Here is a 22,222-nt window from a genome sequence, read left to right as displayed (position 1 = left end):
CATCAGATATTTGTATTTGCACCCACTAAACTTGAACCCATTACTCGCCTCTGCAGAAAGTTCACTCATGCGTCTTATCCGTCCGCTTCTCGCCGTCCTTGCAGCCTCTGCCACCGCCGTCACCTTGAGCGCCTGCTCCCCGACTCAGCAGAAGGACTCGAGCACCGGCTCGGCCGACACAGCCGCGTCTGCGTCGTCCGATAATTCCGGGTCCTCTGACACCCCGGCTTCCGATGCCGCCGAATCCGTGCAGCTGGCTCTCTTCGCCGCGTCCTCGACGCGCGTCCTCAACGAGGCCATGGAGAAGGCCGCGGCAGACATCCCGGCCACGCTCACCTTCAACAACGGTGGTTCGGCTGCGCTCGTCCAGCAGATCAAGGAGGGCGCTCCGGCGGACCTGTTGCTCACTGCATCGAAGAAGACGATGGACCAAGCCGTCGCGGACGGCACCGTAGACGAGCCGCAGACGCTAGCCGAAAACGTCATGGTCATGGTCGTGCCCAAGGGCAACCCGGCGGGAATCACGTCCCTTGATGACGTGAACGAGGACACGACCTTCGTGCTCTGCGACCCCACCGTGCCGTGCGGCGACGTCTCGACGAAGATCATGGACGACAAGGGCCTCGACCTCAAGGCAGACTCGCTCGAGAGCCAGGTCGCGGACGTGCTGGGCAAGGTCACCTCCGGCGAGGCCGACGCAGGCTGGGTCTACTCCACGGACGCCGCAGCCGCCGGTGATGCCGTCGAGGTCATCGAGATTCCGGGAGCCGAGAAGTTCACCAACTCCATCCTGGGCGCCACCGTCAAGGATTCCGAGCACAAGGACGCGGCGACTAAGCTGTTGAATACGCTCGCCGATGACTTCGATTCCACGTGGACGGAGTTCGGTTTCACCCCGGCTGATTAGTTCCCGGATACCCCACCTGCTGTTTACATGAACGCCACTGACCTCGAATCCCCGCTTCGCCTGCGCCGCGCTCCAGTAGCGACACCGGTCGTCTTCACCGTGCTGGGTATCGCGGCAGTGGCGTATATCGTAGGGCCCATCATCGCCTTGGGCCTGCGCGTGCCGTGGGGACGCTTCGTCGAGATTGCCGCGCGTGCCGAGACCCGCGAGATGCTCATCATCACGCTCGCGGCAGCCGCACAAGCAACAGTCATCGCGGTAGCACTCGGTGTGGGGCTGGCCGTGTGGCTGCACAACCTGCGCCGCGGCGCATCCATCGTACGCCTGCTTGTCTACGTGCCACTGGCCATGCCTCCGGTCGTCGCAGGCCTCGCGTTGACCGCAGCTTTCGGGCGCCGCGGACTGCTCGCCCCGATACTCGACGCCCTCGGCATCCAATTCGCCTTCGACTTCTCCGGCGTCGTGTTGGCGCATATCTTTGTCGCGCTGCCTTTCGTTGTGGTCGCCGTCGACACGGCACTGCGCCAAATCGACGGGGAGATCCTCGCCTCGGCGCGCGGCATTGGGCTCACGCAGTGGCAGATTCTGGGCAAAATCACCGCACCCATGACGGCCCCAGCCATCCTCACGGGCGCCGCGCTCGCCTTCGCACGGTCCCTGGGTGAGTTCGGTACGACGATCACCTTCGCCGGTTCCATGCCTGGAATTACGCGCACGATGCCGCTGGGCATCTACCTCGAGCGCGAAGTAAGCACCGAAAACGCCTACGTGCTCTCAGCCATCCTCATCGCGCTCGCCATCGTCTCGCTCGCGGTGGCTGGCCTGCCGACGCTGGTCCGCAAGACTCCGCGCCAGCGCGCCCGCGAGCTGGGGTGTCTCGATTCCGCGCGCCTGCGCGAGCTCACCGCACCGGACTCAGCGGCCGCGGTCACGGTGTCCCACGGCGACCACACGACGGTCTTCCCGGCCGGCACGATCTCCGCCATCATCGGCGAAAACGGCGCCGGTAAGACGACGCTCATGAATATCATCGCCGGCCGCGTGCGCGCGGACGTCACAGTGGACGCTGGCGGCGGACGCGTGGTCATGCTCACGCAGCGGCCGGGCCTGCCGCCCACGACGACGGCGTTGGGAGCCGTCGCTATGGTCGTCGGCCGCGAGAAGGCAGCACAGATGCTCGATGCCGCCGGACTCGCCGATGTCGCCGACGCCCGCGTGCCCACGCTCTCCGGCGGCCAGGCCGCGCAGGTCGCCCTGGTCCGCGCGCTCGCTGCGCGTCCGGCGGTGCTCATCCTTGACGAGCCACTCGCCGCCGTGGACGTCGCCTCAGCCGCGCGGTGGCGCCGCTTTCTCCATGCCACCGCGCACGACCGTACGACACTCATGGTCACTCACAACGCGCTCGACGTCGCGGGACTCTCCTCCTTCGCGGCCGTACTCGAGGGCGGCCAGGTTGTCACCGCGGGCCCCACGGACACGCTGCTGCGCACGCCGCCCACGCCGTTCGTCGCGGGACTGGCGGGACTCGGGATGCTCCATGTGACGGTCACCAGCACCGACGAGGTCGTGTGCGCTGGCACGCGACTGCGCGTCGACACCGATGGCCTGCCGGAAGGCGCCGCCGCGTTGGCCACGTTCCGACCGACGGCGGCCAACATCGTGGACTCAGACGACGGCCTGGCGGGCAAGGTCATCGCGGTCACGGCGACGACACTGGCGGATGCGACGGCGAGCGTCGACCTCGGCGCGGGCGTCGTGGACGTGCCCATCGATGCTGCCACCGCGGATGCCCTCACTCCGGGCATGAGCGTGCGCTGCCATATTCCGGCCTCAGAGCTCAAGGTCTACGCTGCAGCGTCGTAGCCTTACTTTCGGGGTGGTGTAATATTTACGGGGTTCGTGATGTTTATTACAACATCGCAGAAGAATGGGTACGCCGCTCTACGCGGAGTAATCTCAAAGCTGTTATCTCTTCGAGTGAACGTTTTCGCGCTCTGTTCAAGCGCTTGTCATCAAGGATGTGAGTATGCCTTCTACGCCGCGCTCATCCACTGAGCTCTTTCCCGAGGCCCTGCGCCTGTCTCCTAAGCAGCGCGAAGTTCTCACCACGCTGCAAGATTTCCCGCAAGGCGCACGCGCCGCGGAGATCGCAGACGAGCTCGACATGCATGTCAACACCGCCCGCGGCCACCTCGACGAACTCGTCGCCGCTGGTGCCGTGCGTGTGATTACCGCGCCCGCCAAAGGCCGCGGACGACCGTCGCTCATCTTCCAGGTGCGCATTCCGGACAACCGCTCCATCGCCGAGGAATACGTCGCGCTCATCAGCCTCATGGCGGAGATGCTCGCGGACAAAGACAGCCTTGACGATTTCCAGTCCGAGCAGGCCCGCGAGATTGGCCGCCGGTGGGCACAGACCATGACAGACTGCGGGCGCGACGGTGACGATCCGCTCTCCCCGCTCTACCGCAAGATGCGCGACATGGGCTTCGATCCCACCATCGACGCCCAGGAACTTAATTCCACCGGCGTCTCCGCGATGGAGCTGCATGCCTGCCCGTTCGTCGCGGCGGGCGTCCAGCCCTCTCCCTTCGTGTGTGCAGTCCACGACGGCTACCTCGACGAGCTCTCGCGCCGCGACCTCAAGGGACGCCTGCACCTCAAGCTCATTCCGAAGTCCGGAAACCGCATCTGCCAGGTTCACATCGAGCGCGTTGAGGCGGCTGAGCCCGCCGCTGCTGAGCCTGCGATGACGACTGCAGGCAGCGCAGCGTAAGACTAAAGCCCGAGCGGCGTGCTGCGGCTCGCGCCCCACGACGACAGCTCCCCTTGCCGTTGGCAAGGGGAGCTTTTGTCGTGCGTCTCTGTCCGGTGTCTAGGCCCGGGAGACGGTGACCTCGACGGGGCCTGCGACCTCGAGCTCGAGGACGCGCAGGCCAGCGGCGCGGGCGTCGTCGAGAATGGCGGCATCGATAGGCTCAGTGTGCAGGACCGCACAGGTCGGGCCCGCGCCGGAGAGGTACGCGGCGTAACCGCGGTTGCGCAGGCGGTTGACCCACTCTGCGGTCACCGGCAGGACGTCCGAACGGTACGGCTGGTGCAGGCGGTCGCGCGTGCCTTCCCAGAGCAGCTCCGGGTAGTGCTGAAGCGCTGCGACCTGGACGGCGGTACGCGACACGTTGAACGCGGCATCGGAATGCGTGACGTGCGACGGCAGCACGCGGCGCACAGCCTGCGTCGACGCGTGGAAGTCCGGGATGAGCGCAGTGACCTTGATGTCCGGGTGAACGTCAAGGGTTGCGGCCTTGTACTCCGGCGCGGTGCGGCCGTCGACGGGGACGGTGGTCCACGAGACGACGGCCTGGCCAAGGACAGACGCAGACGAGTTATCCGGATGACCCTCGAAAGCCGCAGAAAGCTGCACCAGCTGCTCATTGGTGAGCGGTGAGCCCGCCAGGCCGTTGCCAGCGGCGACGCCCGCGACGGCGGCGGAAGCCGAGGAGCCAAGCCCCCGCGACTGCGGGATGGTGTTATGGCAGACCACGCGCAGGCCCGGGGCGTGCGCGTCCGCGGCGGTGAGCGCCGCACGGATGGCCTTGACCACCAGGTGGGAGCCATCGTGCGGGAGCTCGTCCGCGCCCTCGCCGAAGATCTCCACCTCGAGGCCGGAGGCGGTGACCTCGACCTCAACGGTGTCGTAGAGGCTCAGCGCAATGCCGAGTGTGTCGTAACCGGGGCCCAGGTTCGCCGAGGAGGCCGGAACCTTCACCGTGGCGGTCGTGCCGACTTCAATGTCAATGCTCATGAAGAATTACCTTAGTCGAGCGGACTAGTTGTCGAGGCGGATCACGGAGTTGACCGCGTGGACGTCGTCAAGGCCAGAGAGGTGCTCGACAATGTCCGCGAGGACAGATTCGCGCGCAGCATGCGTGACGACGATGAGGCGGGCGGTCTCGCCGCGGTCCTCCTGGCGCACGGTACGCAGCGAGACGCCGAACTCGGCGAAGACGTTGGAGATAGCTGCGAGCACGCCGGTGCGGTCCGCGACCTCCATGTCGATGTGGTAGCGAGTCTCAACCTCGCCAAAGCTGGCGATGGGCAGGTGCGCGTAGGTGTTGTCCTCCGGAGCGCGGCCGCCGTGGACCTTGTTACGCGAGGCACCGACGAGGTCACCGAGGACGGCCGAGGCGGTCGGGTTACCGCCCGCACCGTTGCCGTAGAACATGAGGGAGCCTGCGGCCTCAGCCTCGACGAAGATCGCGTTGTAGGACTTGTTGACCGACGCCAGCGGGTGGTCCTTCGGCACGAGGGTCGGGTGGACGCGGGCGTTGACGGACTCGGTGCCGTCCGCAGCGGTGAGACGCTCGCAGATAGCGAGGAGCTTGATGGAGTAGCCAGCCCGGTCGGCGGCTTCGATGTCCTCGGCGGTGATCTTGGAGATGCCCTCGCAGTGGACGTCGTCGAATGTCACGCGCGTGTAGAAGCCGAGGGAGGCGAGGATGGCTGCCTTGGAGGCGGCGTCATGCCCCTCGACGTCGGCGGTGGGGTCTGCCTCAGCGTAGCCCAGCCGGGTGGCTTCGGCGAGCGCGTCCTCGTAGGAGGCGCCGGTGGTCTCCATCGCGTCGAGGATGAAGTTCGTGGTGCCGTTGACGATGCCGGAGATGCGCTGGATCTTGTCGCCCGCCAGCGAGCGGCGCAGCATGCCCACGACCGGGATGGCGGCGGCGACGGCGGCCTCGAAGAAGAGGTCGACGCCTGCGGCGTTAGCGGCGGCGGCGAGCTCATCCGCGTGCGCGGCTACGAGCGCCTTGTTGGCGGTCACGACAGACTTGCCGGCCCTGAGCGCAGCGAGGACGAGCTCGCGCGGGTAGTCGATGCCACCGATGACCTCGACGACGACGTCGACGTCGTCGCGGTTGATGAGCGCATGGGCATCCGTGGTGAGCAGCTCCGCAGGAACGCCCGGGCGCTCCTTGGAGGTGTCCGAGACAGCGATGCCGCGAACGGCGACGGGGCCGCCGATGCGCTGCTCAAAGTCGTTGGCATTTTCGTTGATGAGTCGGAACACCTCGGCACCAACGGTACCCATACCCAACAGCGCGATGCCGACGGTCGCGCCGATACCCTTGCCGTGGCCATAGGTGGTTGCTGCCTGGTTATTCGCCATGAGGTGTCCCCTTGAAAATAGTGGGTGTAATAATTACTTCCGCTCATAATACAGACCCCTCGGTCTACTCGCGCACTAGTCCCCCGCCGATGGGCGGCACATCAGTAGGAGAAAACGTCCGACACCCCGCTGAACTGGGAATTCCAGGCTGCGGGGCGTGAATAAATATTGCGTGCGGTGGGCTTTAGTCGGCCTCGAGAGCGAGCAGATCCGCGACGGTTTCGCGGCGCAGCATGAGGCTGGCATCGCCATTGCGCACGGACACGACGGCTGGACGCAGCGCACCGTTGTAACGCGAGGACATCATGTACTGGTACGCGCCCGTCGTAGCAAAAGCGACGAGGTCGCCCGTCGTGATGTCGCCGGGGAGCGTGCGCTCGTCGATGAGAATATCGCCGGACTCGCAGTGGAAGCCCACGACGCGGGAGTCGACGGACGTGGCCTCGGTCTCGCGGCCGACGAGACGTACGTCGTACTCGGAGCCGTAGAGAGCCGGACGGATATTGTCCGACATGCCGCCGTCAACGGACAGATAGCGGCGGATGGGCAGCTCGGCCTTGCCGGTTTCCACGTCCTTGACGGTACCGATGCGGTAGAGCGTGACCGCAGACGCGCCCACGAGGGAGCGGCCGGGCTCGACGAGGACGAAGGGTGCGGCGATGCCGAGCTCCTGGGCCGTGCGGTCTACGGCGGCCAGCAGATCCGCGGCGAGCGACGCGACATCGAGGGCTTGCTCGTATTCCATGTAGGGAATGCCAAAGCCGCCGCCGAGATCGAGCTCGGGCAAGGCGACGCCGAGCTCGGTGTGGATACGCTTGTAGAGCGCGAGCACGCGCTCGGCGGCAAGCTTGAAGCCCTCCGCGTTGAAGACGGACGAGCCGACATGGCAGTGCAAGCCCACGAGGTTGAGGTTGGAGGCCTCGAGGCACGCGCGGGCTGCGTCGAAGGCGGCGCCGGTAGCGAGCGAGATTCCGAACTTCTGGTCCTCGTGCGAGGTGGCGATGAACTCGTGCGTGTGGGCGTCGACACCGGGCTTCACGCGGATCATGACGTTCTGGACGCGACCCGCCGCGGCGGCAATCTCGTTGAGCTGTGCCAGCTCGCCCTCGTTGTCCAGCACGACGTGAGCCACGCCGTTGTCGACGCAGAGCTCGAGGTACTCCTTTTCCTTGTTATTGCCGTGCGCGGTCATGCGCGACGGCGGGAAGTTCGCGGCGAGCGCGATCTTGCACTCGTTGAGCGAAGCGACGTCAAGGCACAGGCCTTCCTCGTTGACCCAATTAACCACGCGCTTGGTGATAAACGCCTTGGACGCGTAGTGGATGTGGTCCGGGCCTCCGAAGGCGTCCGCCATCTCACGGCAGCGCGCACGGAAGTCGTCTTCGTCGAAGACGTAGAGCGGCGTGCCGAACTGCTCGGCGAGCTCCGGCAGCGGGACGCCGGCAATGGTGACGACGCCGTCCTCCTCGCGGCGGGCGTTGCGCGGCCACACGTGCGCCGGCAGCGTGTTGAAGTCCGTCGTGCTCACTTACATCTTCTCCGGCGTGGACACGCCCACCATGGTAAGGGCGTTGGCGAGGACCTGACGGGCGGCATCAGCCAGCGCGAGGCGCGCGGAGTGGATCGGCTCGGCTTCCTCGCCAGCCTTGGGCAGGACCTGGCACTGGTCGTAGAAACGGTGGAAGACGCTGGCCAGCTCCTCAGCGTAACGCGCGATGCGGTGCGGCTCGCGGAAGTTCGCGGCGGCCTTAACGACCTCCGGGAACTCGCCGAGGGTACGGATGAGGTCACCCTCCTTGTCGTGCGTGAGCAGCGCGAGGTCCGCGCCCTCTGCGGACACGCCGATCTCAGACGCCTTGCGCAGGATGGAGCAGATACGAGCGTGGCCATACTGCACGTAGTAGACCGGGTTGTCCGAGGACTGCGAGGTCCACAGCCCCAGGTCGATATCGAGCGAAGAGTCGACGGAGGAACGCACCAGCGAGTAGCGAGCGCCGTCGACGCCGATGGCCTCGACCAAGTCATCGAGGGTAATGACGGTGCCGGCGCGCTTGGACATCTTCACGGCGACACCATCGCGCAGCAGGTTGACCATCTGGCCAATGAGGACCTCGACCTGGTTCGGGTCGTAGCCCATGGCCGCGGCGGCCGCGCGCAGGCGCGCGATGTAGCCGTGGTGGTCCGCGCCGAGCATGTAGATGGCGAGGTCGTGGCCGCGGTCAAACTTATCCGCGACGTAGGCGATATCGCCCGCGATGTAGGCGGCGTCGCCGTCGGATTTGATAACCACGCGGTCCTTGTCGTCGCCGTAGTCGGTGGATTTCAGCCACCAGGCGCCGTCCTCGAAGTAGAGCTTGCCATTGTCCTTCAAGTGAGCGACGGCCTTCTCCACCGCGCCAGACTCGAAGAGGGAGTTCTCATGGAAGTAGACGTCAAAGTCGACGCCGAACTCGTGGAGGGAGTCCTTGATGTGCGCGAACATCATCTCCACGCCCGAGGCGCGGAACTTCTCGCGGATCTCGTCCTCGGTGCCCTCCAGGGCGTCCGGAACCTGCTCCATAACCTTGGCCGCGATCTCCTGGATATAGTCTCCGCCGTAGCCATCCTCCGGGGTCGGCTCACCCTTTGCGGCGGCAACGAGGGAGTTAGAGAAGCGGTCGATCTGGCGGCCGTGATCGTTGAAGTAGTACTCGCGGGTCACGGCGGCGCCGGAGGCCTCGAGCACGCGGCCGAGGGAGTCGCCCACGGCGGCCCAGCGGGTGCCGCCCAGGTGGATGGGGCCGGTAGGGTTCGCGGAGACGAACTCGAGGTTTATCTTCTTGCCCGCGTATTCCTCGTTGGAGCCGAACGCAGCGCCAGCCTCGCGGACCTGAGCAACGATGGCGCCCTGCGCGGCGGCGGCCAAGCGGATATTAAGGAAGCCGGGACCGGCGACCTCGGCGGAGTCGATGGCGGCGTCGGCCGAGAGGGCATCGGCAAGCCAGGTAGCAAGCTCGCGCGGGTTGGCGCCGGCCTTCTTAGCGACCTGAAGGGCGAGGTTGGTGGCGTAGTCGCCGTGTTCCGGGTTGCGGGGGCGCTCGACGGTCACGGACTCGGGCAGGACGGAGGCGTCCAGATCGTGCGCGGCCATGACGGTCGCGGCGGTGTCGCGAATGAGCACGGAAAGATCTGCAGGATTCATAGGGACAAATTCTATAGGTCATGCACGGCCGGGGCACCATTAGTCCCTGCTGGACCGCGGCAGGTTGCACGCAGCTGCCCCCGTCTGGCGTGAGGTAGATGTCATAGAACCGACAAATGTGGAATAAATCGCTAACCCCGGTTTAGTCTAAGAAAGACCAACCCATCCTCTTTATCGATCGAGCAGGGCTACCGTGTCCTGTTCTGCCTAGGGAAAGCGAGTTCGTATGAACACCTTTCAGATCACGACAGATGCCCTAGCTGGCTCGCCGGCGCTCACCGCGCTGGTGTCCATCTTGCCGCTCGTCGCCTTCTTCATCATGCTGCTGGGTATTAAGGCCCGCGCGCACACCTCTGGCGCCGTCGCGTTGCTCGTGGCGCTTCTCATCGCCATCTTCGGCTTCGACATGTCCTTCGGCATGGCCGTCTCTTCCGCCGTGCGCGGCGGGCTCTTTGGCTTACTGCCCATCGTCTGGGTCATCGTCACCGCTATCTGGTTCTACGAGATCACCGTCGCCTCGGGACGCTTTGAGGATCTGCGCAAGACCTTCGACCTTCTCGGCGACGGCGATATCCGCATCCAAGCCATCCTCATCGCCTTCTGCTTTGGCGGACTGCTCGAGGCCCTCGCCGGCTTCGGCGCTCCGGTCGCTATTACCGCGACGATGATTCTGGCGCTCGGTGTCAAGCCGCTCAAGGCCGCCACCGTCGTGCTCATCGCAAACACCGCTCCGGTGGCCTTCGGCGCCGTGGGCATTCCCGTCACCACCGCCGGTGAGGTGGGCGGCCGCACCGTCGAACAGACCGCGGACATCGCAGGCCTCATCTCCTCCATCGTCTTCCTCATCGCAGCCGCCGTGCCGTTCTTCATTCTCTTCATCCTTGATGGCTGGCGCGGCGTGAAGGAAGCTGCTCCGGCCGCCGGCGTCGTGGGCATCTCCTTCGCCATCGCGCAGTGGCTCGCGGCGAATTTCTTTGCCTACCAGCTCACCAACGTCATCGCCTGCATCGTCTCGCTCGGCTGTGCGTTTGCATTCCTGCGCGTGTGGAAGCCCAAGAACGTCGACGCCCTGCGTGAGCGCATGGGTCTGCCGGCGCAGGAGACCTCCACGGACCTCACCGGCTCCCGCATCTGGATGGCCTTGCTTCCCTATGCCGTCGTCACCGCCGTCTTCGGCCTGGCCACCGCCGTACCGGCTCTCTTCGGCTTCCTCAAGGTGAAGTTCGCCTGGCCGCTGCTCGATGGCACCGTGCTCGCCACGGACGGCAAGCCCATGGACACCGCGTTTAGCTTCAACGTCTTTGGCAACCCGGGCTCGCTGCTACTTATTGCTGGCATCATCGTGGCGGTCATTTACATGTTCTTCAACGAAAACGGCCGCTACACGCTCAAGGCTTCGGACCCCGTCACGAAGTTTGGCGACGTGGCCAACCGCATGAAATGGTCGGCCCTCACCATCATCCTGGTCCTAGCGCTCGCCTACACCATGAACTACTCGGGCCAGACCATCGCGATTGGCGAGTTCGTGGCCTCGGCCGGCGGCATCTTCGCCCTCTTCTCCCCTGTCCTCGGTTGGATCGGTACCGCCGTGACTGGCTCGGATACCTCCGCCAACGCCCTCTTCGCCAACCTCCAGGTCACCGCCGCCAACAATATTGGCGTGAACCCGGACCTCATGCTCGCCTCGAATACCGCCGGCGGCGTCGTGGGCAAGATGATCTCCCCGCAGTCGCTCGCCATTGCCGCGACCGCCGTCCAAATGGAAGGCCAGGAGTCCAAGATCCTCAAGGCCGTCGTGGGCTACTCCGCACTCTTCCTCGTGGTGGTCTGCGTTATTGTCTTCCTCATGACGAACGCGCTCGGCTTCCTGGTTCCCTAAAAGCACTTTCCGCACGCCCCGCCCACGCTGGCTTTCCTTCAGCCAGCGCGGGCGGGCTTTGTGCGTTCTTGGCGGTTCCAAGACGACCATACTATGGATTGCCCTCCCGAATTACCCCCGTTTTCTTGTGATGAAATCCTCACGCCCGTTCGGAAATCCGGCTTCCCGGCCCGTCTTTTAATAGCGGGCGCGCAGGTAGCGAATTCCGCAACACTAATGTTGCGGAATAAGCGCAGCTAGAAGCCTATTTTTGCGTCGAATTTACACACCATGCGCGGTACTATTTCATACATAACCCCATAACACGTACAACCCAGCGGTCAGTGTCCGTTTCCGTGGAAAATGCTGGCTTCAGCCCTCATCGAGACAACAGGCAGTACTGCTGGAACCCAAAGGAGCGCATACATGCGTATTGCACTGTTTTCCACGTGCATCGGCGACGCCCTGTTCCCAGATGCTCACAAGGCCACGGCCCTCATCCTCTCGCGCCTCGGCCACGAGGTTGTCTTCCCGGAGGAACAGACCTGCTGCGGCCAGATGCACTTCAACACCGGTTACCAGAAGGAGTCGCTGGGCATGATCCGCTCTTACGCGGATGCCTTCGCAGACCCGTCCATCGACTACGTCGTCGCCGCCTCCGGCTCCTGCGTGGGCGCCGTACGTGAGAAGCACGTGCAGCTCGCAGACCGCCACGGCACCGCCGCGGACGTGGACGGCGCGAAGAAGGCCGCGGGCAAGACGTATGACCTCCCGGAGTTCCTCGTGGACATCGCAGGTGTCACCAACGTCGGTGCCTTCTTCCCGCACCGCGTGACGTACCACTCCTCCTGCCACGGCCTACGCTTCCTCAAACTGGGCGACCGCCCGTACCAGCTGCTCGAGCAGGTCGAAGGCATCGACCTCGTCCCGCTGCAGAACGCGGAAGAGTGCTGTGGCTTCGGCGGTACCTTCTCGCTGAAGAACCCCGAGGTCTCCCAGTCCATGTCCTTCGACAAGGCTCGCCACATCAAGGAGACGGAGGCTGAATACGTCACCGGCGGCGACTCTTCCTGCCTCATGAACATCGCCGGTACCCTGTCCCGTCAGCGCTCCGGCATCCGCGCCGTCCACATGGCGGAAATTCTGGCGTCCACCAAGGAGCACCCGTGGACCCCGAAGTCGGCCGCCTACTCCAAGGAGAAGATGCTCTAATGACCACGTTCCTCGACACCACTCCGCCGCGCTCCCCTGAGGGCGTGGGCAACCTCCGCGGTGACCGCGGCTTCGTCCCTGCCGCGCACGATGGCCTCAACAACGCCACGCAGCGCCGCAACCTCCAGCACGCCACCACCACCATTCGTAACAAGCGCCAGCACGCGGTCGATGAGACCCCGGACTGGCAGCAGCTGCGCGACGCTGGCTCCGCCCTCAAGGAAGACGTCGCAGCTCGCATGCCGGAACTCCTCCTCCAGTTTGAGGAGCAGGTCACCAAGCGCGGTGGCCACGTCCACTGGGCACGCGATAACAAGGAAGCCAATGAGATCATCACCTCCCTCATCCGCGCCGAGGGCGTCCAGGATGTCGTGAAGATCAAGTCCATGGCGACCCAGGAAATCGGTCTAAACGAGCACCTCGAAGCCGAGGGCATCCACGCCCAGGAGACCGACCTCGCCGAGCTCATCGTCCAGCTGGGTGACGACAAGCCGTCGCACATTCTGGTTCCGGCCATCCACCGCAACCGCGCCGAGATTCGCGATATCTTCGTCAACAAGATGCCGAACACCACGGACGAACTCAAGGCCGAGCCGTCCGAGCTGGCCGAGGCCTCCCGTCTCTTCCTGCGCGAGCAGTTCATGAAGGCGAAGGTCGCCATCTCCGGCACTAACTTCGGTGTGGCGGAGACCGGCACCATCAACATCGTGGAGTCCGAGGGCAACGGCCGCATGTGCCTCACCCTTCCGGAGACCCTCATCACCGTCATGGGTATTGAGAAGCTCGTGCCGAAGTTCCAGGATCTCGAGGTCTTCCTCCAGCTGCTGCCGCGTTCGTCTACGGCAGAGCGCATGAACCCCTACACCTCCATGTGGGCGGGTGTGACGGAAGGCGACGGCCCGAAAAACTTCCACATCGTGCTCCTCGACAACGGCCGTACCGCCGCCCTGTCGAGCCCCATCGGCCACCAGGCCCTCAAGTGCATCCGCTGCTCCGCGTGCCTCAACGTCTGCCCGGTCTACGAGCGCGCCGGCGGCCACGCCTACGGCTCCGTCTACCCGGGCCCCATCGGCATCTCGCTTACCCCGCAGCTCACCGGCATCAAGGACCACCACGATCCGTCGGCCTCCCTGCCGTACGCTTGCTCGCTGTGTGGTCGTTGTGACGAAGTCTGTCCGGTGAAGATTCCGCTCACCGAGGTCATCCTCGAAAACCGCCACCAGAAGGTTGAGCACGCCGCCCCGCCCATCGAGCCCAAGCTCTTCGGCGCCGTGGGCCTGCTCTGGAACCACCCGCAGCTGTGGGACAAAGTTACCCGCGTCGTCGCTCTGGGCCGCGTGCTCGGCGGCTTCAACGGCGTCATGGAATCCCTGCCGCTGTTCCTATCCGGCTGGTCCGCAGGCCGCGACACCGCGGTGCCGCCAAAGAAGTCCTTCCGTCAATGGTTTGAAACCGAGGACGCCAAGGACCTGCTCGCCCAGGCGCGTGCCGAGGGCCTGCCCACCAATGCCCTCTCGAACGCTCCCCAGAAAGGCGAAGACAAGTAATGGACGCCAAGACTGAGATCCTGCAGCGCATCCGCACCGCCCAGAAGCAGGCAGGTCTCCCCGACCACGTAGAGATCCCCCGCGAGTACCAGACCAAGGGCACGCTCAACGCGCAGGAGCTGCATGAGATGCTCATCGACCGCCTCGTAGACTACAAGGCGGACGTGCACGAGGCCGCCGAGTCTGAGCTGCCGCAGAAGATCGCAGAGATCCTCCAGCAGCGCGGCTGCTCCGACGTGCGCTACGCCGAGGGCATGGACGCTTCCCTGCTCGAGGCCTTTAATGCCGCGGGCGGCCACGCTACTCCGGACTCCCGCGAATCCGACCCGCGTGAGCTCAACGACGTCGATGCCGTCGTCACCGAGTCCCACGTCTCTTCCGCGCAGACCGGCACCATCGTGCTCGAGGCAGGCCCGCTCTGCGGCCGCCGTGCTCTCTCGCTCGTGCCGGACCGCCACCTCGTCATCGTGCGCCCGGACCAGGTTGTCTACGGCGTGCCGGAGATGGTCTCCCGTATCAACCCGGATTACCCAGCCACGTGGATTTCCGGCCCGTCGGCCACCTCGGACATCGAGCTCTCCCGCGTGGAGGGCGTCCACGGCCCGCGTGACCTCATCGTGCTGCTCGTGAAGTAAAACGCCTCCGCGACCCGCCACGGGTCACCACGCCCCGCTCGCGCATCTTTCCGATGCCGCCGGCGGGGCGTTGTGCTGTCGCGCGGCGCCCCGCACGGCACGGGTCAGCTGCGCCATGTAGCCAGCTTTGTTACAGTAAAAAGTAGTTCCAATAGTCTCTGTCGTCCCGTCTCCCGGGCCACCACAACGCCCGCGGCGGGAACGGTCCGTCTTGCAAGGAGTTGTGTGTCTACTAGTCCCCGTCCTCTCCGCGGCCTGCTCGCCACTCTGGCGGCAGCCGCGACGCTGCTTTCCCCGAGCATGGTCGCTCAACCTGCCGCACAGGCTCAACCCCAGGCTGAGAATCGGCCAGCCATCGCGTGGGAAGACTGCCCCGCTGAGGTCACTATCGACCGCGCGCAGTGTGGCCGTGTCACGGTCCCCACGTATTACGGTCACCCAGATCGCGGCACGATTTCCGTCGGCTTCGTCAAGGTGCCCGCGGCCAATCCTTCTGCACGCCGTGGTGCGCTCTTTACCAACCCGGGCGGCCCGGGCGGCGACGCCTACGGGTGGGCTGGCAATGACGCAATTGCGTGGCCACAGGCCGTGCGCGACGAGTGGGACGTCATCGGCGTCCAGCCCCGCGGCCTGCCCGGCTCCACGCCAGTGCGCTGTGAGGAAGCAGGAGGCAGCGAAGCTGACGTTTTCCTTGCCTACGGCAAGCTAGTGCGTGACGCCTGTGAGAAGGGTACGCCGGGCTACACGAACTCGCTCACCACGGAAAATACCGCGCGTGACTGGGAGGAAGTGCGCAAGGCCCTGGGCGAGGACCGCATCTCCATCGCAGGCCTCAGCTACGGCACGTTCCTCGGCTCGACGTATGCCACGCTCTTCCCGCAGCACACGGACCGCGTCGTGCTCGACTCCGCCATGGGAACGAGCCTCACGTGGAACGGCCTCCTGCCCGCACAGCGTGCCGGCTATGAGGGCGCCTACCACGATCTCTTCGCGTACATCGCGGCCAACGACGCACGCTTCCACCTCGGCACGACACCTCTGGCGGTCTACGAGCGCTGGGCTGCTCGCATCCAGCGCGAATCCGGCGTGCGCCCCACCACGCTCCCGCCGAACGCGAAGATTGGCGACCTACCGCCCGGTCTTGAGGTCGTGGGCCAGCCCGGCGCCGATCTCATGACGGCCACGGGCGCGCTGCGCGCCAACGCCAATTTCCTTGCAGACAAGGTGACGCATCCCAACTCCGTGCCCGTGACGTCTACGACCTTCGCGATCACACGCGAGGTCGGCCCGCGCCCCGAGACGTGGGAGAAGTTCGCCGAACACCTCGCAGGACAGCGCGACATGGCCGCGGAGGGGATCGGCGGCCTCAGCGAGCAGGACCAACAGAAATTCATGGACGCGGCCATGCAGGCGCAAAATATGCAGGCGCTCATCATGTGCAACGAGAACACCGTTCCTGGCGACCCCACGCAGCTGCCGCTGCTCGTCTGGTCCAACTTCGTGACGGGCGACTTCAATGACGTTTTTCCGGCGCTGTGGGGCTCTGGCACCGCCTGCAGCGGCCGCGGCCCGGTAGCCACCCCGGTCAAGCTCAGCGGCGCACACCTGGCGACCCGCCCGCTCATGCTCTCCGGCACCCGCGACCCGCAGACGCCGTACCGCTACCAAGGCGAAATCCGTGACGCCATGGGCGCCCACCAGGTCACCGTCAACGGTCCGGGCCACGGCCACTTTGCTCTCGGCAACAAGGCCGTGGATGACATCGTGGTGGACTACCTGCGCACCGGTCATACCGCCGCTACCTCGGCACCGGGGCTGCACTAGGATTTTCACTCAGTCCAGCCACCACGCCACCCCCGGGGCAATTCCTGTTCCGGGAAGGGTGTGAGTTAAACTATTCCTCGTTGCGTGCGCAGTGCCCGGCGGTGCTGCGCACAGCACATGCCTCCGTAGCTCAGCGGATTAGAGCATCGGTTTCCGGTACCGAAGGTCGCAGGTTCGATCCCTGTCGGGGGCACAATAAAAATCCCGTTGACCAGCAGAAATGTTGGCCAACGGGATTTTGTTTGCACGTCTCAACGTTCGGCCCCTCGCCACTATCACGCGGCCAGCGAGCAACCGCTCAACGCTGCTCGCTATGCAGCTGTGTCATGTAGGGGTTCAGGGACGAAAAAGCAGTGCGCCAAGACAACGAACGGCCCCGGCAAGTGCCGGAGCCGACGCGCTAAAGCTCAAGGTTAATTAGAAGAGGGAACCCATCTCAATGTAGTGCATACCCATGAGAGCGGCCATCCACACGATGGCCGAGAGGATGAACATCGGGATGGCAAAAAGGAATTCCTTCGCGATGCCGTTGTCAGCTTCGCGGGCGGCAGCTTCTTGCTTTTCGGTTTCCAGACGAGTGCTCATGTCGTCATTCCTTTCGTTCATCCTTTAAGACCAGGAAGGCCGCAACGGCACTTCGATGACGTTCTGGTCTCTTAATAACCCTTATTAGAGTAGCAGGTGGCGCCCCATATCTCCCTATCGATCCGGAGATATTTCGTTACCATACGGTTACCTAGTGCTAACAACCCCCTTACGGGGTAGACAGAAAGTTCGAGCGCCTACACGCCCGGATCTTCGCCCGCTTCCAGCGCGTCAAGGAACGCCTCACGGTCCGCGAACATGCGCTCAATATCTTCCTCGGGACCGACAATCCACAGCCCAGATTCTTCGTCGAAGGTCACGGCGTCCTCCGCGTGGCGCGCGAAGACCTCCTCCATGAGGTCGAGCTGCTCCTCGGTAGCCGTATCATCTTCAAAAGACGCCGGATCCCCGAGCCGCGGCGACTCCTCGCGCAACTCTGTCACGCCGTACTCCGCGTACTGGCGCAGGGGGTGCTCAAATAATTCTTGACCCATCATGTCCGCCATTCTATGGCATACAGACAAAAGAAGACCTCGCGTTACCTATTCTTTAAAACGGTGCCGCGGGGTATCAGGGCGCTACAGAACGCTCCTACTTGCCAATGTCGCGCGGTAACTTAAGCTTCGCCCTGGGCCGGCACGTGAACGCCGGAGGAGAAGTCCACCGGATGGTCCACCACTGCGGCGAAGTACTTCTTCAACACCTCGACGTCAGCCATGTCCATTGGGTCAAAGACCAGCTGGCGCACGGACTCAACGTGATCCGGGGCAGCCGCCTCAAGGCGTTCCAGGCCAGCGTCGGTGATGCGCACAACGACACCGCGAGCGTCACCCACGGACTTCATCTTCTGCACGAGACCGCGACGCTCCATGCGCGTGACCTGGTGCGAGGTGCGGGAGCGGTCCCAGTCCAGATCCGCGCACAGCTCGCGCAGACGCAGCTGCTGCTCGGGAGCCTCAGACAGCGAAACAAGAACAGAGAACTCCGACACGGAGAGATCGCCACGCGCCATGAGCGCCTCATCCATGCCGCGGTTGATTTTACGAATGGTGCCGAGAATATCGCGCCAGAGCTCCTGCTCTTCCGCGTTAAGCCATCGAGGTTCTGTAGTCACCTCAACAAGGGTAGCACTTCAACGCACTTTAACAAACCAATAAATGAGTTTCTTTTGTGGTCTACCTGCGACTTTAGCGGATTCATATAACGAGTTTTTACCTTAAATTCAGAAAACATATCATAACAACGTAATTAATGAAGTCGCCGCGGAGTACAATAGTGACACCGTAAACAGTTGTTCACTAAGGACTATCTAAGGTTTCGTTGTGCTATTCAACCATTCGCCCCACCCTGCCGGCCGTGCATGCCAGGGTGGGGCGTCAAAGAATTACCGACCCGCAAGTGGAACACGTTTCAAATCTTCGATGTCGAACTCGACGCGACCAGGGATCCACTCATAACGCTCAGGCATACACGTGAGCACAATGACCTGGCTGTGACGCCCGGCATCCGCGAAGATGGTGGACATGAGTTCTAGGCGCTGCGAGTCCGTGGAACCCAATGCGTCGTCAATGATGACAGGCACACCAGCATTCAACTCTCCCCCACCCTCCGCGTCATCGCCCACCATGTCGGCGATAGCCAGACGCGTGAGAATGCCCAGCTGCTCTTTCGCACCACCGGACAACGCGTCGAGGTCGACCGTGACGCCGCCGCGTGTGCGGCTGGCAATGCGCAGTTCCTCATCCAGGTCGAATGTGATGTCGCCGCCGAAAAGGGAACGCGCGAGCTGTCCCAGGCGGTCAGCAAACGGTGCCGCGTACCGCTGGCGTGCGGCCGTCTGGTGCTCCTGGAGCACTTCGTAGAGACGACGCGCGGCAGCAGCGCGACGCTGCACGGCCGCGAGCTTTTGCTGCGCCAGCTCTTCAGCAGCAAGGGCAAGCTCAAGTTCTTCTGCCGCGCCGGAGGCTGCCGAGATATAAGACTCCATCCTGAGCATCTCCTTCTCGGCGGTGCTGATGGTGTTCTCCAGAGTCTCGACGCGCGTCTGTGCGCCCACCACCAGCTTCTGTGCCAGCGTCGGGTCGTTGTCTGCAAGCTCGCGCTCAGCCGTCTCCAGCTGTTCCTCCAGTTCACTCAGCGCCGTCTTCGCGGCCTCCGCCGCCACCTGCAGATCCTCGACGCTGCCGGCCTCTGCGGCTGCAGCCACGGCTTTCTGCGCACGCTCAACGTTCTCGCGGACTGCCTTTTCGTTCTGTTGCACCGCGATGAGTTCCGCCTGCGCCTGGCGACGTTGCAGCGGTTCAAGGCGGGCCGCGGCCTTGTCGACCTCGGCGTCGGCGGTCTCAAATGCGTCGTGTGTTTCCTTGCGGGCTTCTTCTGCTTCGGCGACGCTGAGTTCTTCCGCAGTGTCTTTGACACCAGCAGCCGCAACCTCGAGCTGTGCCTCCAGGGCGCCCAGCTGTGCACGCAAGTCGCCGAGCTCCTCGCCACGCAGCGCAGAGCGCAAGTCGGCCTCGGCCCGGGAGAGGTGCTCCCCCACTTCGCGGTGTGCGTCACGGGTCGCGCGGACCTCATCCACGTCTACGCACTCGAGCTCCTGCAGAATATCGGCGAGCGCGGCACGTGCCTTGTCTTCACGCGCACGCGCGTCCCCGCTCGCTGCAGCACCTGCATCGAAGCGAGCAGAAATGCCAGCAATATCCAGCACGGTGCCGTTATCGAGCGCGACAGTCACATCCTCATCAGCGGGCAGCGCACGCTCCTCGCCGTCAACGGTGACGCTCGAGTCCTTGCCCGAACGCAGAATCAGCTTGGCCGCCGCCTGCTCACGCAGGGAGGCAGCAAGCTCGACCTCGTTGGAGGCCTTTTCAGCACGCGTGACGTCAGCATCCGTGATGACACGACCCCGCGCAGCGGCGACCTCGCGGGCGTCCTTCACCGCCGCGTCGAGGCCATCGAGTTCGCTCACGCGCTCGCGCAGCTGGGCCAGGCGTTGACGGTCCTGGGCGTGTTCAGCAGCGACACGGGCAGCATCGCGGGCCGTGCGTGCTTCATCACGCACAGCCTTCGCCTTAGTGAGCGCCGCGGTGAGCTCCTCGACGGTCTCTTCTTCTTCCCTGGCGGCGGTCTCTGCGGCAGCGACGGCCTCAACGGCCGTCTTCAGTTGAGTTTCGTACTCCTCCAGGTTGCTGCGCAGCTCTTCCCGGCGCGCGAGGTCCTGGTCTGCGCGCTCAGAGTCGAGACGTGCGCGTTCCACGCCTTGGCGCTGTTGTTCCACGGCGGCAGCCATCTGCGTCGCCTTCGCCGCGGATGCTTCGCGCTCCTCCAGAACGGAGCGTGCCTCAGGCAGATCCTCACGCGCGCGCTCGAGCTTGTCATTCGCGCGAGCGTGACTGTCCACGAAGCCTGCAAGTTCATCAACCTTCTTCTGCTTCTGCGCGGCCTCGGCAACGCAGGCCTCGTGGTTCTTCTCCGCCTTGTTCAGTTCACCGGAGGCGCGCCCCTTCTCCGTGTAGTAACGGCGAAACTCGTCCGAGACGCGGCGCATGAGGTCAGTGTCGTCACCGAATGAGGTCTCGGCGTCCGTGCCGGTCTCGCGCTCCAGCGCCGCAGTCAGCGACGGCACGCCAGCTGCGGCGATGCCCTCATCAAGCTGGTCTTGGCGCAGGAAGAGCGTCGCCAGCAGAGCCTTGTCGAGATGTTCAGCGATAATCTCGTCGAGTCGTGCCTGAGCATCCGGACCGGTGAGGCTCTCGTGCTTCGGCGAGGTAATCTCCAGCTCCGTCTTCGAGCCTTTGATAAAGCGCTTATACAGCTTGAAGTCATAAGGGCCAATGCTCATGGACACGGTGACCTCGGGTGCCTCGTCCACGTCCACGGGTTTGAGCCACATGACACCGCGATCGGACAGCGTCTTATCGCGCGCTGTTTTCGCCGTGGACCCGGCACGCTCCAAAAGCGCGATGCCGAGCGCGTCGAGGATGGTCGACTTACCCGCCTCGTTGCCGCCATGAATAACGATGACGCCGGTATCCGGAAAATTGTCGGCTCGCAGGTGGCGCACGCCGCGGACGTTGTTCAATTCGATGGAATGAATACGCATGGTGGTTTAGGCTCCCTTGGCAGTAAGACGGAACAGCAGATTAGTGGCATCGCGCGCTTCGAGGTCGCCAGCGCTCATATCCTCGACGAGTTCTTCCAGCGCCGACGCGGCGAAGCCGGTAAGTCCGAGGTTGTCGAGCTCATCCGGGTCGGGCTCGGTCACCAAGTCCATAAGGCGCTCGCGCGGATAAAGCGCGGCAAAGATATCAGTGAGTTCATCAAGCCCTGATTCCAGCGCGCGCTGTGCGGTCAGACTCAGCGTGCCGGTGAGACCGTACTTGATGACGGTGCGGTCCTTATTCTCATAGGCACGCAGCTGCGACAGGAAAGACTCCACGTCTTCGAGGGAGTCAAGCTCCGCGGACACAGCGTCAAAGCGCCACTGCCCCACGTGGTGCTTTTCTACCGTCACCGTAGCCGGTCCCGTGCCGTCCTTTTCGATGGTGACCACGAGAGCATTGCCGGAATCACGCTCGCCGTTATCCGTCTCGAGGCCATGGAAATCCGTCACTTCGGGCGAACCAGAGAACCACACCGCGCCAGTCGCCGAGAGGTTCTGGGTTGAGTGCGTATCGCCCAAAGCAAGGTAATCGATAGAGCCGGAGCGAACGGCCTGCTCGACCTGCGCTAAGTCAATCTCTGCTGGCGAAGGCGTGGAGGTACGCGAGGAGACCTGGCCGTGGCCCACTGCGATCCGGATATTCTCCGTGGGCTCAAGTCCCTGCAGGGCCTCAGCAACGAGGTCACGGTTGACATGCTTGGTAAGCAACGGAGCCCCCACGAGCTCGACACCGTCGGCCACCTCCTGTGGCACGCTATCGCCCAAGACATAGACGTTCTCCGCAGTCGCGGTACGGAAAATCGAGTCAGCCACGAGAGGATCATGGTTGCCCGGCAACAGGTAAACAGGCGCCGGCAGACCAGCGAGCACCTCATTGGCGCGGCCGGTGGTCTGGCGCGTAAGAGAGTTATGTTCAAAGACGTCTCCGGCGGCGACAATAAACTGCGCGCCGGTGCGCGTGGCGAGCTCGCCCAGGCGCTCAACGGCGGCAAGACGGGCGGCGCTAAAGCGGGCCTGTGCCTCGCCTTCGAGGAACCAGCGCTGCATTCCCCACTGGAAGTCCGAGGTATGGATAAAAGTTACGCGTTGAGTCATGGCTCCACCATAAAACAGGGGGTCGACATGACGCCGAGTTATATCGAAC

General features: G+C 64.1%; 17 protein-coding genes and 1 tRNA gene. 9 read left to right on the top strand and 9 right to left on the bottom strand.

Annotated elements, in window-relative coordinates; genetic code table 11:
• The first annotated feature begins 76 nt into the window (after positions 1-76).
• The 3 genes from modA (at position 77) to HMPREF3227_RS00375 (ending at position 3,683) form a co-directional block, all read left to right on the top strand.
• A complete protein-coding gene (gene modA / locus HMPREF3227_RS00385) occupies positions 77-907 on the top strand; it encodes a molybdate ABC transporter substrate-binding protein (RefSeq protein ID WP_369814840.1) in 831 nt (276 codons plus the stop codon).
• Positions 908-934: 27 nt separating this feature from the next.
• Positions 935-2,770: an ATP-binding cassette domain-containing protein gene (locus HMPREF3227_RS00380; protein ID WP_066490778.1), complete on the top strand. Its 1,836-nt coding sequence runs from the start codon at positions 935-937 to the stop codon at positions 2,768-2,770.
• 163 nt (positions 2,771-2,933) lie between these two features.
• Entirely contained in the window at positions 2,934-3,683 is a 750-nt protein-coding gene (locus HMPREF3227_RS00375) for a helix-turn-helix transcriptional regulator (protein ID WP_068801654.1), read from the top strand.
• 99 nt (positions 3,684-3,782) lie between these two features.
• Here the strand turns inward: HMPREF3227_RS00375 and thrB are convergent, their stop codons facing one another.
• The 4 genes from thrB to argS form a co-directional block, all read right to left on the bottom strand.
• Positions 3,783-4,712, bottom strand: a complete 930-nt coding sequence (gene thrB, locus HMPREF3227_RS00370) for a homoserine kinase (protein ID WP_066490776.1) — start codon at positions 4,710-4,712, stop codon at positions 3,783-3,785.
• Positions 4,713-4,736: 24 nt separating this feature from the next.
• The gene (locus HMPREF3227_RS00365) at positions 4,737-6,074 is read right to left on the bottom strand and encodes a homoserine dehydrogenase (RefSeq protein ID WP_066490774.1); all 1,338 of its coding nucleotides are present in this window, start codon (positions 6,072-6,074) and stop codon (positions 4,737-4,739) included.
• A gap of 184 nt (positions 6,075-6,258) precedes the next feature.
• Positions 6,259-7,602 carry a diaminopimelate decarboxylase gene (lysA, locus tag HMPREF3227_RS00360; protein ID WP_066509366.1) on the bottom strand — a complete coding sequence of 448 codons (1,344 nt, stop codon included), beginning with the start codon at positions 7,600-7,602 and terminating at the stop codon, positions 6,259-6,261.
• Positions 7,603-9,255 carry an arginine--tRNA ligase gene (gene argS, locus HMPREF3227_RS00355; RefSeq protein WP_066490772.1) on the bottom strand — a complete coding sequence of 551 codons (1,653 nt, stop codon included), beginning with the start codon at positions 9,253-9,255 and terminating at the stop codon, positions 7,603-7,605.
• 226 nt (positions 9,256-9,481) lie between these two features.
• Here argS and HMPREF3227_RS00350 point away from each other — a divergent pair, with 226 nt between their 5' ends.
• The 6 genes from HMPREF3227_RS00350 (at position 9,482) to HMPREF3227_RS00325 (ending at position 16,524) form a co-directional block, all read left to right on the top strand.
• Positions 9,482-11,134, top strand: coding sequence for an L-lactate permease (locus HMPREF3227_RS00350; protein ID WP_066509364.1), 1,653 nt, complete (start codon positions 9,482-9,484; stop codon positions 11,132-11,134).
• A gap of 405 nt (positions 11,135-11,539) precedes the next feature.
• Positions 11,540-12,325, top strand: coding sequence for a (Fe-S)-binding protein (locus HMPREF3227_RS00345; RefSeq protein ID WP_066490756.1), 786 nt, complete (start codon positions 11,540-11,542; stop codon positions 12,323-12,325).
• Entirely contained in the window at positions 12,325-13,872 is a 1,548-nt protein-coding gene (locus HMPREF3227_RS00340; RefSeq protein WP_066509362.1) for a LutB/LldF family L-lactate oxidation iron-sulfur protein, read from the top strand. The genes HMPREF3227_RS00345 and HMPREF3227_RS00340 overlap by 1 nt, the downstream gene beginning before the upstream one ends.
• Entirely contained in the window at positions 13,872-14,507 is a 636-nt protein-coding gene (locus tag HMPREF3227_RS00335; protein WP_066490752.1) for a LutC/YkgG family protein, read from the top strand. The genes HMPREF3227_RS00340 and HMPREF3227_RS00335 overlap by 1 nt, the downstream gene beginning before the upstream one ends.
• 225 nt (positions 14,508-14,732) lie before the next feature.
• On the top strand, positions 14,733-16,331 hold the full coding sequence (locus HMPREF3227_RS00330; RefSeq protein ID WP_066509360.1) for an alpha/beta hydrolase: 1,599 nt from the start codon (positions 14,733-14,735) through the stop codon (positions 16,329-16,331).
• 119 nt (positions 16,332-16,450) lie between these two features.
• Positions 16,451-16,524: transfer RNA gene (locus HMPREF3227_RS00325), tRNA-Arg, on the top strand.
• 224 nt (positions 16,525-16,748) lie between these two features.
• Here HMPREF3227_RS00325 and HMPREF3227_RS13120 read toward each other — a convergent pair.
• From HMPREF3227_RS13120 to HMPREF3227_RS00305, 5 genes are all read right to left on the bottom strand, one after another.
• The gene (locus HMPREF3227_RS13120; protein WP_154666904.1) at positions 16,749-16,916 is read right to left on the bottom strand and encodes a hypothetical protein; all 168 of its coding nucleotides are present in this window, start codon (positions 16,914-16,916) and stop codon (positions 16,749-16,751) included.
• Between the two features lie 197 nt (positions 16,917-17,113).
• Positions 17,114-17,413, bottom strand: coding sequence for a molecular chaperone GrpE (locus HMPREF3227_RS00320; protein WP_066490747.1), 300 nt, complete (start codon positions 17,411-17,413; stop codon positions 17,114-17,116).
• 119 nt (positions 17,414-17,532) lie between these two features.
• Positions 17,533-18,030, bottom strand: coding sequence for a MarR family winged helix-turn-helix transcriptional regulator (locus tag HMPREF3227_RS00315; RefSeq protein WP_066490745.1), 498 nt, complete (start codon positions 18,028-18,030; stop codon positions 17,533-17,535).
• Positions 18,031-18,300: 270 nt separating this feature from the next.
• A complete protein-coding gene (locus HMPREF3227_RS00310; protein WP_066509355.1) occupies positions 18,301-21,018 on the bottom strand; it encodes an AAA family ATPase in 2,718 nt (905 codons plus the stop codon).
• A 6-nt stretch (positions 21,019-21,024) separates the two neighbouring features.
• Positions 21,025-22,173, bottom strand: a complete 1,149-nt coding sequence (locus HMPREF3227_RS00305) for a metallophosphoesterase family protein (RefSeq protein WP_066509352.1) — start codon at positions 22,171-22,173, stop codon at positions 21,025-21,027.
• Between the last annotated feature and the right edge of the window lie 49 nt (positions 22,174-22,222).

The sequence above is a fragment of the Corynebacterium sp. CMW7794 genome, from assembly GCF_001563605.1.
Lineage (GTDB): Bacteria > Actinomycetota > Actinomycetes > Mycobacteriales > Mycobacteriaceae > Corynebacterium > Corynebacterium phoceense.
This window is presented reverse-complemented; position numbering and strand designations above follow the sequence as displayed.